Origin of the sequence: Bradyrhizobium sp. 142 (genome assembly GCF_023074015.1) — a bacterium.
In the GTDB taxonomy this organism is placed as follows: Bacteria; Pseudomonadota; Alphaproteobacteria; order Rhizobiales; family Xanthobacteraceae; genus Bradyrhizobium.
In genome coordinates this window covers 1-12,221 of sequence record NZ_JADPKQ010000278.1, presented here as the reverse complement: position 1 = coordinate 12,221, position 12,221 = coordinate 1, and the positions used below count along the sequence as shown (strand labels likewise).

The 12,221-nt window shown below is 65.5% G+C and carries 15 protein-coding genes and 2 pseudogenes; 9 read left to right on the top strand and 8 right to left on the bottom strand.

Features of this window, described 5'->3' with window-relative positions; all coding sequences use genetic code 11:
- The first annotated feature begins 357 nt into the window (after window positions 1-357).
- The 3 genes and pseudogenes from IVA82_RS24500 to IVA82_RS24490 all read left to right on the top strand — a co-directional run bounded on the left by IVA82_RS24500 (window position 358) and on the right by IVA82_RS24490 (window position 1,984).
- Window positions 358-1,056, top strand: coding sequence for a winged helix-turn-helix domain-containing protein (locus IVA82_RS24500; protein WP_247387195.1), 699 nt, complete (start codon window positions 358-360; stop codon window positions 1,054-1,056).
- Window positions 1,057-1,230: 174 nt separating this feature from the next.
- Window positions 1,231-1,709 (top strand): annotated as a pseudogene (locus IVA82_RS48805) (alpha/beta fold hydrolase); the annotation flags it as partial.
- A gap of 23 nt (window positions 1,710-1,732) precedes the next feature.
- Window positions 1,733-1,984 carry a hypothetical protein gene (locus IVA82_RS24490; RefSeq protein WP_247387194.1) on the top strand — a complete coding sequence of 84 codons (252 nt, stop codon included), beginning with the start codon at window positions 1,733-1,735 and terminating at the stop codon, window positions 1,982-1,984.
- Window positions 1,985-2,139: 155 nt separating this feature from the next.
- On the opposite strand, the gene IVA82_RS24485 is transcribed toward IVA82_RS24490, so the two are convergent.
- Entirely contained in the window at window positions 2,140-2,421 is a 282-nt protein-coding gene (locus IVA82_RS24485) for a twin-arginine translocation signal domain-containing protein (RefSeq protein WP_247387193.1), read from the bottom strand.
- Between the two features lie 183 nt (window positions 2,422-2,604).
- Here IVA82_RS24485 and IVA82_RS24480 point away from each other — a divergent pair, with 183 nt between their 5' ends.
- Together IVA82_RS24480 and IVA82_RS24475 are read left to right on the top strand one after the other, a co-directional pair.
- Entirely contained in the window at window positions 2,605-3,261 is a 657-nt protein-coding gene (locus tag IVA82_RS24480) for a glutathione S-transferase family protein (RefSeq protein ID WP_247387192.1), read from the top strand.
- A gap of 93 nt (window positions 3,262-3,354) precedes the next feature.
- On the top strand, window positions 3,355-3,507 hold the full coding sequence (locus IVA82_RS24475; RefSeq protein WP_187435632.1) for a hypothetical protein: 153 nt from the start codon (window positions 3,355-3,357) through the stop codon (window positions 3,505-3,507).
- Between the two features lie 28 nt (window positions 3,508-3,535).
- Here IVA82_RS24475 and IVA82_RS24470 read toward each other — a convergent pair whose 3' ends face one another.
- Together IVA82_RS24470 and IVA82_RS24465 are read right to left on the bottom strand one after the other, a co-directional pair.
- The gene (locus IVA82_RS24470; RefSeq protein ID WP_247387191.1) at window positions 3,536-3,883 is read right to left on the bottom strand and encodes a hypothetical protein; all 348 of its coding nucleotides are present in this window, start codon (window positions 3,881-3,883) and stop codon (window positions 3,536-3,538) included.
- A 56-nt stretch (window positions 3,884-3,939) separates the two neighbouring features.
- The gene (locus IVA82_RS24465; RefSeq protein ID WP_247387190.1) at window positions 3,940-5,472 is read right to left on the bottom strand and encodes an acyl-CoA carboxylase subunit beta; all 1,533 of its coding nucleotides are present in this window, start codon (window positions 5,470-5,472) and stop codon (window positions 3,940-3,942) included.
- Between the two features lie 139 nt (window positions 5,473-5,611).
- Here IVA82_RS24465 and IVA82_RS24460 point away from each other — a divergent pair, with 139 nt between their 5' ends.
- The 3 genes from IVA82_RS24460 (at window position 5,612) to IVA82_RS24450 (ending at window position 7,602) form a co-directional block, all read left to right on the top strand.
- A complete protein-coding gene (locus IVA82_RS24460) occupies window positions 5,612-6,016 on the top strand; it encodes a DUF4260 domain-containing protein (protein WP_247387189.1) in 405 nt (134 codons plus the stop codon).
- Window positions 6,017-6,178: 162 nt separating this feature from the next.
- A complete protein-coding gene (locus IVA82_RS24455; RefSeq protein ID WP_247387188.1) occupies window positions 6,179-6,775 on the top strand; it encodes a hypothetical protein in 597 nt (198 codons plus the stop codon).
- A 344-nt stretch (window positions 6,776-7,119) separates the two neighbouring features.
- Window positions 7,120-7,602: a hypothetical protein gene (locus IVA82_RS24450; protein ID WP_247387187.1), complete on the top strand. Its 483-nt coding sequence runs from the start codon at window positions 7,120-7,122 to the stop codon at window positions 7,600-7,602.
- A 21-nt stretch (window positions 7,603-7,623) separates the two neighbouring features.
- Here IVA82_RS24450 and IVA82_RS24445 read toward each other — a convergent pair whose 3' ends face one another.
- The 4 genes from IVA82_RS24445 to IVA82_RS24430 form a co-directional block, all read right to left on the bottom strand.
- Window positions 7,624-8,442, bottom strand: a complete 819-nt coding sequence (locus IVA82_RS24445) for a penicillin-binding transpeptidase domain-containing protein (RefSeq protein WP_247387196.1) — start codon at window positions 8,440-8,442, stop codon at window positions 7,624-7,626.
- A gap of 157 nt (window positions 8,443-8,599) precedes the next feature.
- Window positions 8,600-8,863, bottom strand: coding sequence for an EscU/YscU/HrcU family type III secretion system export apparatus switch protein (locus IVA82_RS24440; protein WP_247387186.1), 264 nt, complete (start codon window positions 8,861-8,863; stop codon window positions 8,600-8,602).
- Entirely contained in the window at window positions 8,860-10,497 is a 1,638-nt protein-coding gene (locus tag IVA82_RS24435; protein ID WP_247387185.1) for a flagellar hook-length control protein FliK, read from the bottom strand. Before IVA82_RS24435 ends, IVA82_RS24440 begins: the two co-directional genes overlap by 4 nt.
- Window positions 10,498-10,550: 53 nt before the next feature.
- Window positions 10,551-11,345, bottom strand: a complete 795-nt coding sequence (locus tag IVA82_RS24430; protein WP_247387184.1) for an ATP12 family protein — start codon at window positions 11,343-11,345, stop codon at window positions 10,551-10,553.
- A 76-nt stretch (window positions 11,346-11,421) separates the two neighbouring features.
- On the opposite strand from IVA82_RS24430, the gene IVA82_RS24425 reads away from it, so the two are divergent.
- Window positions 11,422-11,868, top strand: a complete 447-nt coding sequence (locus IVA82_RS24425; RefSeq protein WP_247387183.1) for a hypothetical protein — start codon at window positions 11,422-11,424, stop codon at window positions 11,866-11,868.
- A 42-nt stretch (window positions 11,869-11,910) separates the two neighbouring features.
- Here the strand turns inward: IVA82_RS24425 and IVA82_RS24420 are convergent.
- Window positions 11,911-12,221 (bottom strand): annotated as a pseudogene (locus tag IVA82_RS24420) (hypothetical protein); the annotation flags it as partial.

Genomic DNA, 12,221 nt, shown 5'->3' with positions numbered 1-12,221 from the left:
GAGCGTCAGCCCCTCGCATAACGGGACCGCACATGTTGCCTTCGACGTTGCTTACCGCCTCGGCCTCTGCGAGTTTCTGTCTTTCGCGGCTCAATAGCCCACCCCACAGCATCGTTGTGTACGCTTCGCTGCCGCCGTCGCCGACGACACCGCAACACTCACTACCGGGCGCCCGCTACGGCTTACCCGGACCGGACTTCCACCGGTTGGACCGCGCCAGCTTGCCTGGCGCACAAGCAATCCAGAATCCCTCTGCGGAGACAGTCTGGATTGCTTCGTCGCTTCGCTCCTCGCAATGACGAACTGGTGAGAGGATACGCGCTTGCCCGGCCTCAATGCTTCGGCTATCATCGAAGCATGAAATCAGGACCTGACATTGCCATGGTCGCTTCGCTGGTCGGCGACCCCGCCCGTGCCAACATGCTCACGGCGCTGATGAACGGCCGCGCCCTGACCGCGAGCGAGCTGGCGCAGGAGGCCGGCATCACGCCGCAGACCGCCAGCTCGCATCTGTCCAAGCTCGAGGCCGGTGGCCTCATCGAGCCGGAGAAGCAGGGCCGCCATCGTTACTACCGCCTCACCGATCCCGATGTTGCCGGCGTGCTCGAAGGGCTCGCTGGGCTTGCCGCGCGCACCGGCCACATGCGCGTGCGCACCGGGCCGAAGGATCCGGCGCTGCGGCGTGCGCGGATCTGCTACGACCATCTCGCCGGCGATCTCGGCGTGCAGATGCTCGACTCCTTGCGCGAACGGCACCTGATCAAGCAGAAGAAGCAGGAGATTGAGCTAACGCCGGACGGCCAGCGTTTCCTGATCGAGCATTTGCAGATTTCATCGGAGATGCTGACCCATCCGCGCCGTCCCGTCTGCAAGGCCTGCCTCGACTGGAGCGAGCGGCGCCACCATCTCGCCGGCACGCTGGGTGCGGCGATGATGAATCGCTTCACCGAACTGAAATGGGCCGCGCGCGACGCCACGCCCGGCAGCCGCGTGGTGAATTTTACCCGCACCGGCGAGAAGCAGTTTGCGACGCTGTTCGGGAATGGGCGAGAGTAAACACAACTGCGTGTGAACGAGGACACTCGTCATGGCCGGGCTTGACTCGGCCATCCACGTCTTTATTGCGGCTCGCACGTGGATGCCCGGGACATCTGCGCGAAGACGCGCTTCGCGCTTTAGCCCGGGCATGACAGAGATTGTGTCGAGCACCTCAGTCCAACCAGAGCCCCCATGAACCGCATCCTCACGGCCACGCTCGCCGCCGCCCTCCTCAATGTCCCGCTCGCATCCCGCGCCGCCGACAGCCCGCAGCGCGAGCCCTACGGCATCGCGCTCGAAGGCTTTGCCTATCCCTATCCCGTGCACCTGCTGCCGGTCGTCAATGACGGCGAACAGCTCGGCATGGCCTATATGGACGTCGCGCCAGCGCAGCCGAACGGCCGCACCGTGGTGCTGCTGCACGGGCGCAATTTTCCGTCGAGCTATTGGGCGCCCGTGATCAAGATGCTGAGCGAAGCCGGTTACCGCGTCGTCGTGCCGGACCAGGTCGGCTTCGGCAAATCCTCCAAGCCGACGGGTGAATTGCACTTCGACACGCTGGCGCGCAATACCATCGCGCTGCTCGATCATCTCGGAATCGACAAGGCCGAGATCGTCGCCCAGCGAGCGCCAAGCCCCGAAGACTTGCTCCCGTTGTGAAGACTTGCCCCCAAGAACAAGTAAGGAAGATGAAATGAAATATCTGTTCGCCGCCGCGATGCTTGCGAGCGCGGTCGTTGGTTTCAGCGAGGCGGCCAGCGCCGCAGAGGGCTGCGGCCCGGGCTGGTACCGTGGCCGCTACGGCGACTGCCGCCCGATGCGCGGTGCGGTCGTCGTGCGCCCGGGCCCGGTGGTGGTCGCGCCGGCCCCTGTCGTCGTCGTGCCGCGCGCGCGCGTCTGCCCCTATGGTTTCCGCTGGTACGCCGGCCGCTGCCGTCCGTTCTGATCTCTTGCACTTGCGAAGTGGCCGCGCGGCGAAAGCCTGCGCGGCCATTTTCGTTTTGACGAGTTCGACTTCGCGCCGGCCCTGTCCTGAGAGCTGTGAATGCAGACCGAGCCTGCGATCCGCGTCCGAATCTCGCGGGACAATCCGGCAACCGCCTACCAGTAGCGGCGATGCCAGCGGCGGTGACGCCAGCCCCAATGCCGGCGACGCCAGCCCCAGTGGCGGCGATGCCAGTGGCCGCGCCAGCGTACCTGCTCCGGTTTCATCTGCGCGGCTTCCTCGCTGCTGGTGACAGCCGGATGTGCATCGGCATTCGGCATCGCGGCCGAACCGGCGACCGGCTGCGGCGACAGCGGCGCGGCCTGCGCGGTCGCTGCGAAGGCGGCGGCGCCTGCCGTCACACCAAATGCAAATTTCAAAAAGTTCCGGCGCTCCATGACGTCTTACCTCTAGGATGGTCGTGCCCGTGATGCGCGCGGAGTGTCGCGGTGACAACATGAACCAAAGCTGAATCGCGCCGCGGCGACAAAAAGAGTTGGCATCGGTGTCGGAACGCCCGCCCGTCGCCCGTCCTTTGTACAGAACCAAGACACAATTGAGCAAAGGCATGGAGATGCCACATGGCCGACCTCACGCTCATCACCTTCGATTGGGTTCCCGAGATGCCGCGAGGCTTCGTACGCGACCTTCGCGTGCGCTGGGCGCTCGAAGAGGCCGCCCTGCCCTATCGCGTCGCCAGCGTGCCGTTCGCCGACCGCGGCGCGGAGCATTTCGCGCACCAGCCGTTCGGCCAGGTGCCGTGGCTGACCGACGGCGACATCTCGATCTTCGAGAGCGGCGCGATCCTGCTGCATCTGGGCGAGCGCAGCACGGCGCTGATGCCGGCCGATCCGTGCGGCCGCAGCGAGGCGGTGCAATGGGTATTTGCGGCGCTCAATTCGGTGGAGATGGCCAGCCTGCCGTGGTCACTCCTGAAGTTCACCGGCGATGCCGGCGACGCGCCGTCATGGAAATTTCTGGACGGCTTCCTCAAGCTCCGCCTCAAGCATCTCGAGCCGGTGCTGGCCAGCCGCGAATGGCTGGCGGGGTCTTTCTCCGTCGCCGACATCCTGATGTCGGATGTGCTGCGCCCGGTCGATCGTTTCGACGGGCTGGCAGACCACCCGGCTTGCCGCGACTACGTCGCGCGCGCCACGGCCCGCCCGGCTTTCGCCAAGGCCCACGCCGCCCAGATGGCGCATTTCGCTGCGGCAGACGCGGCGCGCACCGGAGCGTGACGAACCGCACATAATTAGCCCGGCGATAACCCTAGAGTCATGGCCGCCGGGACGAAGCAATTTGCTTCCAACTATCGCAGCGGAAGGTGACACATGGCCCGCATCGAATTCCTTAGAGAGCAACTAGCCCGCGCCGAGCGGCTGGCGAAAGCCATTCTCGACCAGCAAACCGTGGAGCGGCTTCAGGCCTTCGCAGCCGAATGCCGCGCGGAGTTACAGGTCCTGACGCGCAGGGCTGCCGCGTGAGGCGTGCTGGTGCCAGGCAAGCGGCGCCTCAAACCAACTTCATCGGCGCATCGGCGACGACACGCAGGTCGATGCTTTCGATCAGCGCCGAACGACGCGCCTCGGCAGCATTGATGGCAGCCTCCGTCTGCCGCAACGTGCTGACGTTCGATCCCAACGCAACGATTCCGCCAAGCACTAGCGCAATTGATCCGAGCGCCGCAGTTTGACCGAAGCCGAACACGCCGAGGATCGTAACCAGCAGCAACGCCGCGCCACCTCCGATGGCGATCTTGGACGCCAGAATGTATTTCCTGCATCGCTCGGCGATCTCGGACAACGCCTCGATCCGCGCTTCGATGTCGGAAATCTCGTCGGTCGCGTTGTCTTCGGTCATCGAAAGATCATCAAAAGAAGCTGATGCGTTTCGCTTCGCTAACCCACGCTGCTGCCTCACAACGGCAAATTGTCGTGCTTCTTCGCCGGCGTTTCCACCTTCTTGTCCTTCAGCATCGACAGCGCCCTTGCGATCCGCTTCCTCGTCGAGTGCGGCATGATGACGTCGTCGATGTAGCCGCGCTCGGCGGCGATGAAGGGGGACAGGAAGCGGTCTTCGTATTCCTTCGTTCGCGCCGCGATCTTGTCGGGGTCGCCGATGTCGGAGCGGAAGATGATCTCGACCGCGCCCTTGGCGCCCATCACCGCGATCTGGGCGGTCGGCCAGGCGTAGTTCATGTCTGCGCCGATCTCCTTGGAGGCCATGACGTCGAAGGCGCCGCCATAGGCTTTTCGGGTGATGATCGTCACAAGCGGCACCGTGCACTGCGAGTAGGCGAACAGCAGCTTGGCGCCGTGCTTGATCAGGCCGCCATATTCCTGCGCGGTGCCGGGCAGAAAGCCGGGCACGTCGACGAAGGTGACGATCGGAATGTTGAAGGCATCGCAAAAACGAACAAAGCGCGCGGCCTTGCGCGAGGCGTCAGAGTCGAGCACGCCCGCCAGCACCATCGGCTGGTTAGCGACGAAACCGACGGTGCGGCCGGCGATGCGGCCGAAGCCGGTGACGATGTTCTTGGCGAAGGCATCAGCGATCTCGAAGAAGTCGCCCTCGTCGACGACCTTCAGGATCAGCTCCTTCATGTCGTAGGGCTTGTTCGGATTGTCGGGGATCAGCGTATCCAGCGACATGTCCACGCGCTCGATATCGTCAAAGCTCGGCCATTCCGGCACGCCGTCGGTGTTGTTGGAGGGCAGGAAGTCGATCAGGCGCCGCATCTGCAGCAGCGTCTCGACGTCGTTCTCGAACGCGCCGTCGGCAATCGAGGAGCGCGTGGCGTGCACGGAGGCGCCGCCGAGCTCTTCGGCGGTGACGACCTCGTTGGTCACCGTCTTCACCACGTCGGGGCCGGTGACGAACATGTAGCTGGTGTGCTTCACCATGAAGATGAAGTCGGTCATCGCCGGCGAATAGACGTCGCCGCCGGCGCAGGGGCCCATGATGACGGAGATCTGCGGGATCACGCCGGAGGCAAGCACGTTGCGGCGAAACACGTAGGAATAGCCGGCGAGCGCCGCGACGCCTTCCTGGATGCGGGCGCCGCCCGCGTCATAGAGGCCGATGATGGGCGCCCTCGCCTTCATCGCCATGTCCTGAAGCTTGGTGATCTTCAGCGCGTGGGTCTCCGACAGCGAGCCGCCGAACACGGTAAAATCCTTGGCGAACACGAAGGTCTTGCGGCCGTTGACGGTGCCCCAGCCGGTGACGACACCGTCGCCGGGGATCTTGTTCTTCTCCATGCCGAACTCGGTGGAGCGGTGCTCGACGAACATGTCGAATTCCTCGAACGATCCCTTGTCGAGCAGCAGCTCGATGCGCTCGCGCGCGGTCAGCTTGCCGCGGGCGTGCTGCGCCTCGATGCGCTTCTCCCCGCCGCCGAGCTTGGCGCCGGCACGACGGTCTTCAAGGGCGTCAAGGATATGTTTCATTTGCTCCCGCCAGGTCGTAAGTGATGCTGGGTTCTAACACGGCATTTTGCGGGCCGGGAAGCGGCTTTCGGCCTCGCAGGTCTGCCCTGTGGCTGCGGAAACCGTAAGGGATTGCAAGGCTTTGTAGAGAGAGGCGACGATGGATGAAACAGCGGCTGCAGCCGGCACGGTGACCGGCGGGGTCAAGATCCTGCTGCGGCTCGAGGGCCTGACCCTGTTCGCAGGGATGGTGACGCTCTACGCGGCCTGGGACGGCTCCTGGTTGGTGTTCGCCCTACTCTTCTTCATCCCCGATCTGAGTTTTCTGGCCTACCTGTCGGACGCGCGCTTCGGCGCGATGGTCTACAACGCCGCCCACAGCTACATGGCGCCGGTAGCGCTGCTGACGCTCGGCTTCGGCCTTGCCTCGCCCTTGACCCTGTCCATCGCTTTGATCTGGCTCGCCCATATCGGGATCGACCGGGCGCTCGGCTATGGCCTGAAATATTCGGCCGGCTTCAGCTTCACTCATCTCGGTCGGATCGGGCGGCAGAAGGACGCCTGAGCCCGCGCGCCTTGGCGGCGGACCGGCGCCATTTTATCTCCCTCGCCGGTTGACCGCGTCAGCCGATTCAGGCTTGCTTCACCTTCACGATCAGGCGCCGAATGTTGCGTGAGCTCAGTTGGTACGGCGGCGGTCCACCACGTCTGGCTGCAAGCATCACACATGTCCGCCACGGTCGTCCCCCTGCCGCCGAGCTCATCGTCCGAGACCATCGCCTTCCTGCGGCGGATGGCCAGCATGGTGTCGGGTCGCAACGGCGAGATGCTGTTGCGAGCCGCCGCGCTGATCGAGTCGCTGGCGCAGCGGGCCATGACGGCCGAGCGGCTCTATCACCGGCAGCAGGAAGAAAACACCCGCGGCACCGAGCTGCGCGCGGCGGCCGAACTCGCCTCCGACGCCTGGGCCAGGCAGAACGACGAGCTGCGGGCGCAGCTCGCTGAGGTGACCGCTGCCGCCGCCGCCGAGCGCACCGCATTCAATGCGGAGCGCGGCAAGCTCTCCTGCCTGATGCAGGATGCGGAGACCCACATCAGCAAGCTCACAACCGAGCTCGAGACGCTGCGCGCCTCCGTCGACAGCTTCAACGAGACCGTCGTCTCCGTGCCAATCGAGGTGCTGCGGCTGGCGCGCACGCAGTTCGATGTCCTCGCAGGCGGTTTTGCCCGCGAGGGCGACGTCGTCTCGCAAGCCATGAGCGAGATCGGCGGCTTTGCGATCGACCAGGCGCTGACGGCGAAAAAGCCGGCCGGTACCGCCTGAGGCTGGGGCAACGGACATTCACGCTGAGGCTGGGGCAACGGACATTCACGACGGGTCGCCATGCCCGGGCTTGTCCCGGGCGAGCGGAAGCGACGCGGCCCTTCGGAAGGCAATTGCCCGACCATGACGCTGTAGGAACGTCCACGTCCCAAGCTCCGATGTCATGTGCGATTAGGCGGTGGTCGATTTCCTCCAGGCGCTGTTCAAGCTCGGATAAGCCGAGCATCGACCACGCGGTCGAAGATTCCGTCTCGCCGTCGTGCCAGCCCTCCGCGGAACTCCAAGAAACCGCTTCGAGTTCCGCGCGTTGAAACGATGATCCAATCGAGAGAGGAGATCCTGCGATGCCTGGGTCCATTATCGCACGAACAGGATTGCTCGTGGTGACGCTCTGCCTTCCCTGCGGCACGGCGAGCGCCGCATCCCCCTTTACCGCCATGGCCGGCTCGTGGTCTGGTGGTGGAGTATTGAGCACGACGGATGGCGGGCAGGAGCGGCTGCGTTGCCGTGCAACCTACAATGTCGGCAACGGCAGCGCCCAGCTTGACCTCAATCTGAAATGCGCGAGCGAGAGCTACAATTTCGATCTCGCCGGTGACGTCGAGTATCAGGGCGGCGCCGTTTCCGGGTCGTGGCGCGAAGCCACCCGCAACGCATCCGGCACGATCTCGGGTCGTGCGAGCGGCGATCATGTCGACGCGGCTGCGCGTGGCGACAACTTCTCCGCCAATCTGTCCCTGACGACGCGCGGCGGACGGCAAACGGTATCGATTCGTCCGCAAGGCACCAACGTCACGAACGTTTCGCTGGCCCTGCAACGGCGTTAGTCCGGCGCTGCCGTTGCTACGTTAGATCGCGCCGATATCGGCAAGGCAGGCCTGCGTCAGCGGCATGCGTTCGCCGACGAGACGCGGCTCGCCGCAATCCATGTTGAGCGCGAACACCGTATGCGCGTCGCCCTTCTCGGCCCAGCCGACCATCCAGCCGAGCGACGGCGCGCCGCGCTCGGCGCCCAGCAACCCGGACTTTGCGCGGATGACGCTATCGCCGACCTTGGTCACCGGCAGGATGTCGGCGACGAGGTCCTGGCTGCGCTTGGAGATCGGCAGTGCGCGGCGGCGCAGCCGGTCGACGAAATCGATCTGCTCGACAGGGTCGATGCGTAAGGCACCGGTGAGCCAAAACTGGTCGATGCCGCCGCCAATGTCGCGATTGCCGTAGTCGAACAAGTCGACATATTTCTGCATGCGCTCCTGCCCGATGCGGCGCGCAATCTCCTGATAGACCGGCACGGCGCTGACGAGAATCGCGCTGCGCAGCGTATGATCCTTGTTCCAGGCCTCGATTGGACGTTTGACGCCGTCCCAGGGAAAGACGTCCTTGTCGGGATCGGCGACGACGCCGGTTTCCAGCGCAATCAGCGAGTTCGGAATCTTGAAGGTCGAGGCCGGCAGCTTCCCCTCGCCCGAGCGCTCGCGGTCACTCGCGACGATCAAATAATCCTCGACCTTGTAGCCGACGAAGGTGCCGGCCGTGCCCAGATCAGTGAAGCGCTTTGCAAGACTCTCGCGGATCTCGTTGCGCGGCGGCGCGACAACAGCAAGCGCGCGGGATGGCAGGGTGGCGGCTGCGGCGAGGAGACCGAGGGTGGAACGGCGCGTCAGCAAGGGCAGTGTCCGTTTGGTGATGACAGTTGGCGCGACCATGCAGCCGATATCGTGGTGAAACGATGACAGCGTTAAAGCGCTCTTGTTAGAGCATGATCTTATCGGAAAGCCGCTACACACTTTGCGCTAACGCGGCCCTTCGCGTCCGGATCATGCTCTACCGCCCTCGGCCCGACAGCCGCAGCACGAAGACCAGCACTTCGGCTACGGCCTTGTAGAGATCCGGCGGAATCTCCTCGCCGAGCTCGACCTTGGAAAGCGCGCCGGCCAAGACCTCGTTCTCCTCGATCGGGATGTCGTGGGCCTTGGCGACCTCGATGATCTTTGCACCGATTGTGCCCTTGCCCTTGGCGACGACCACCGGCGCGTTGCTGCCCTTCTCGTAGTGCAGTGCGATCGCGAGCTTGGATGGGTCGCTCATGTAGCGCGATCCAGGAAGTGCCCGGCACGGGCCGGTGCCGGCTGAGGCGGCGTGCCGTCGCGGACCACGATGTCGCCGGGCTTGAGCTCGGCCCTGGTCATCGCCTGGCTGAGCTCGCCGATGCCGGCACGAAGCTGCTGCGCGGTCGCCGGGCGCTCCGCCCACATCCGTACGAAGGTCTTGTCGCCGCTCAGCGTGATCAGTGCATGCACGGGACCGGCCGGCTCGACGTTGAGCGAGAAGCGCGCGCGCCAGGCGCGCGTGGCGGGATCAGCCGACTCGTTGCCGCCGTTGCGCGAGATCTCGAACTGCGCCATCGCGGTGCCTTGCGGCGTCAAGAACGGAATCTCGAAATTCCACTGCGGGACGGTCGGATCGATGCGGTGACCGCTAGCATCGACGCGATCGGGCAGCGAGGCGACCTGCAGCAAGGTCTGCCGCGCGATCGCGGCGTCGGTGTCGTCGAGCAGTCGGTGCACGGTTGCAGCCAGCGGCGTATCCGGCGCGAGCGACGGCGAGGCGATGGATTGCGGCGACGGCAGCGCGCCGCGGAACGGCGGCGGCGTGATCGCGCGCGCGGCTGCCTCGAAGATGTGGCTGTCAGGCACCGCCTTGTTGGAGCCCGGCACGTTGCCGGTCATGCGCGGCAGGTTTTGCGTGACTTCCTGCAGCAGGCTCGCGGCGAGGCCGGCGGAGATGGTTCGCGGCCCTGCGGCCTGCGGCGTTTCACCCGCCACGTCTCCCAGCACTGCTGCTGCGAGCGCAGCACTGCGTGGCAGTTGGGCCGGTTGGGCGATCTCCGCACCGGTCGACGGCAACGCCGCATGCGCAGCCTCGCCCGCCGCCTGAAGTGCCGACGCTGCGGTCTGCGGCGTGGCCATGGCGCTCGTCGGCAGCGCGGCGCCTTGCACCGGAGCCTGCGGCACGCCGGTCTCGAGCGCACCTGAGGTCGCGACCAGCGTCTGGCGCAGCACCAGCAGCGCCGCCTTGAGGTCCGGTACGGTCCCGGAAGACAGTGGTGTGCCCGTCCCAAGAGACGCCTCGAGAAAGAGCCCCGACCTCTGGAAGGCGGACTCAACATCGCCGCCATCGAGCCCCGCGTTGAGCGGCGTCTGTTGTGCCAGCACGTCCAGCATCGCCTGCTTCAGTCCTGCCGGCAGATTGCTGCCGGTCACGGCCGAGGCAAGATCGGTGAACAGCGGCGCCTGGCTGCCCTGCTTGGTCACAGCCTCGGCCGAGGCCGAGGTGACTGCGACCTGCTCGGACGGCGTCAGGAGACTGCGCGCGGTCGTCGCGGAGGGCGCGAGCGGCGGGCTGTCCAGCAGCGACGCCGCTGTCGGCGTCAGTGTGATCTGATCAGCTGCCTGGCCTGCCCCATTGACGACTGCAAGCCGGATCGTGCCGTCGTTCTGCGACACCGCGAGCTGGAGATTTTGTCCGGGCGACAGCGCCACCTCGGACATCACGTCCAGGGAGAGGTTGGCAATCGCGATCCGCACCAGATTGTCGGCGAGCACGCTGACGACCTTGGCGTCGACGACGCTGCCGGCCTGAAGGACAAGGTCAGGCGTCGCCGCATCAGCCACGGGGCTGGCAGCGCCGACCGGAAGGATCGAGCTTATCGGCATCGCCATCTTAGGAGCCCAGGAGCACGGGCCACCCTAACGCCGGCGTCGTAAACCTCTCGTTAAGGACCTCTGGCCGCGGCCGGCTTGACTGCGGCCAGAACCGTCACGGCAGCCTGAAAATCCCTCAGCCGCGCGGCGCGGCGGGCGGCTGTTTCCTCATCCACCCCCCACTTCTCGGCATTCCAGTCCTCATCGACATAGGCTGCCGCCCAGACCTGGTCGGCATCGCGCACCCCGTGGGCCAGTGCCAGCGCCAGCAGCGCCGAGCCGGTCAGGGTCGTGATCACGTGGAGCGCAGCCACGGACCACGCATCCTGCGGCAGCGCGGCGCGCGCGGCCTGGATCGCCTCGTCCGGCTGTTTCACATGCATGATGCCCTCGGACAGCATGAAATGCGCGCCCAAGCTCTCTGCAGCCCAGAACAGCACGGGATCCCAATGCGCCGCCTCGCGGGCCACCAGCCCCTCCGGATGGCCGGCGCGGTAGAATAGCAGGTCGGACTGCAAGTATTTTGCGAGGTCTTCGCTGACGAGTTCGACGCGGTCCACGACGCCCTCGACCACGCTGTTGGCGATACGCGTCAGCGGCATGGTCAGGGGATCGATCGTCTCCACCTGAACCGCCCATTCCGCGGCCACCGCATCGGCGAGCGCGCGCGACGGGATCACCACTTGGCGACCGGAGGGCGTGCGGATCGGCTTGCCGTCGAGCGTGATGGCGAAGCCGTCCTCGGCCTCAGCTATGCCAGCCTCCTTGTAGAAGCGCTTGCGCTGCGGCATGCGCGTGGCCCTACGCACCGCCTCCTGCGGATCGAGCGGGGATTGCCCCGCGGCCTCATCGAACAATTCGCGCATCTTGAGTTTTCGGTCTCCGCCGCACAATGCTAGGCTTTTAAGCTAAGACCGGCGGCCGATAAAGCGAGCGGCAGGCATGAGGGAACTTGCGGGCATTGTGGCCCTGTTCGCCGGGTTCTGGCTGGCCACGGCGCAAGCCGGCTTCCGTACCCCGGAATCGGCCATGCGCAACGTCTACGCCTATTACGGCGAGGGCGCGCCGGAGCTGTCAAAAGGCCTGCCGCGCGATGCCGCGACCGCCCGGCAATTCTTCGATTCCAGCCTCCGCAAGGCCTGGAGCACGCCAAGGGCCGAACCCTATGATTTCCTGGTGCAGAGCCCGACCTGGAAGCTCGGCCCGGTCGCGATCGCGGTCCTTCGCAAGCAATATGACAAGACCTATGTCGCGGCCAATTTCGACAATCGCGGCCGGCGTGTCACGCTGAACTTCATCCTGGTCAACGGTCCCGAAGGCTGGCTGATCGCGGACGTCGAGAGCCCGCATGACAGCTTGCGGATGTTTTTGGAGCAGTTCCGGAATTGAGGTATTCGTCATTGCGAGCGCAGCGAGTCGCGGTAGGGACGCTCATTGCTGAGCGCCCCCCGCACAGATCCGTACGTGCGGCTTTCCCGCATACGGCTCCCACCTCGGGTGAGTGACGGCGAAGCGTGCTCGCGGCCAAGGATGACGGATGTTGGGCCTGGGGAGGCAGTCACAGGCGAGGCGACTGATCGTCTCCCACCTCATGCCATCGGTCTGGCTGCGGCGCCGGAGCGTGCGTCTCCAGAGTTCGATGACGAAGAAGCGGAAGGCGCTGAGCGCCCGACTGTTGGTCGGCACCGCATGGTCGTTGAAGTAGCCGGTGACGACCTGCCGCAGCCATTTACCCTGTTCGA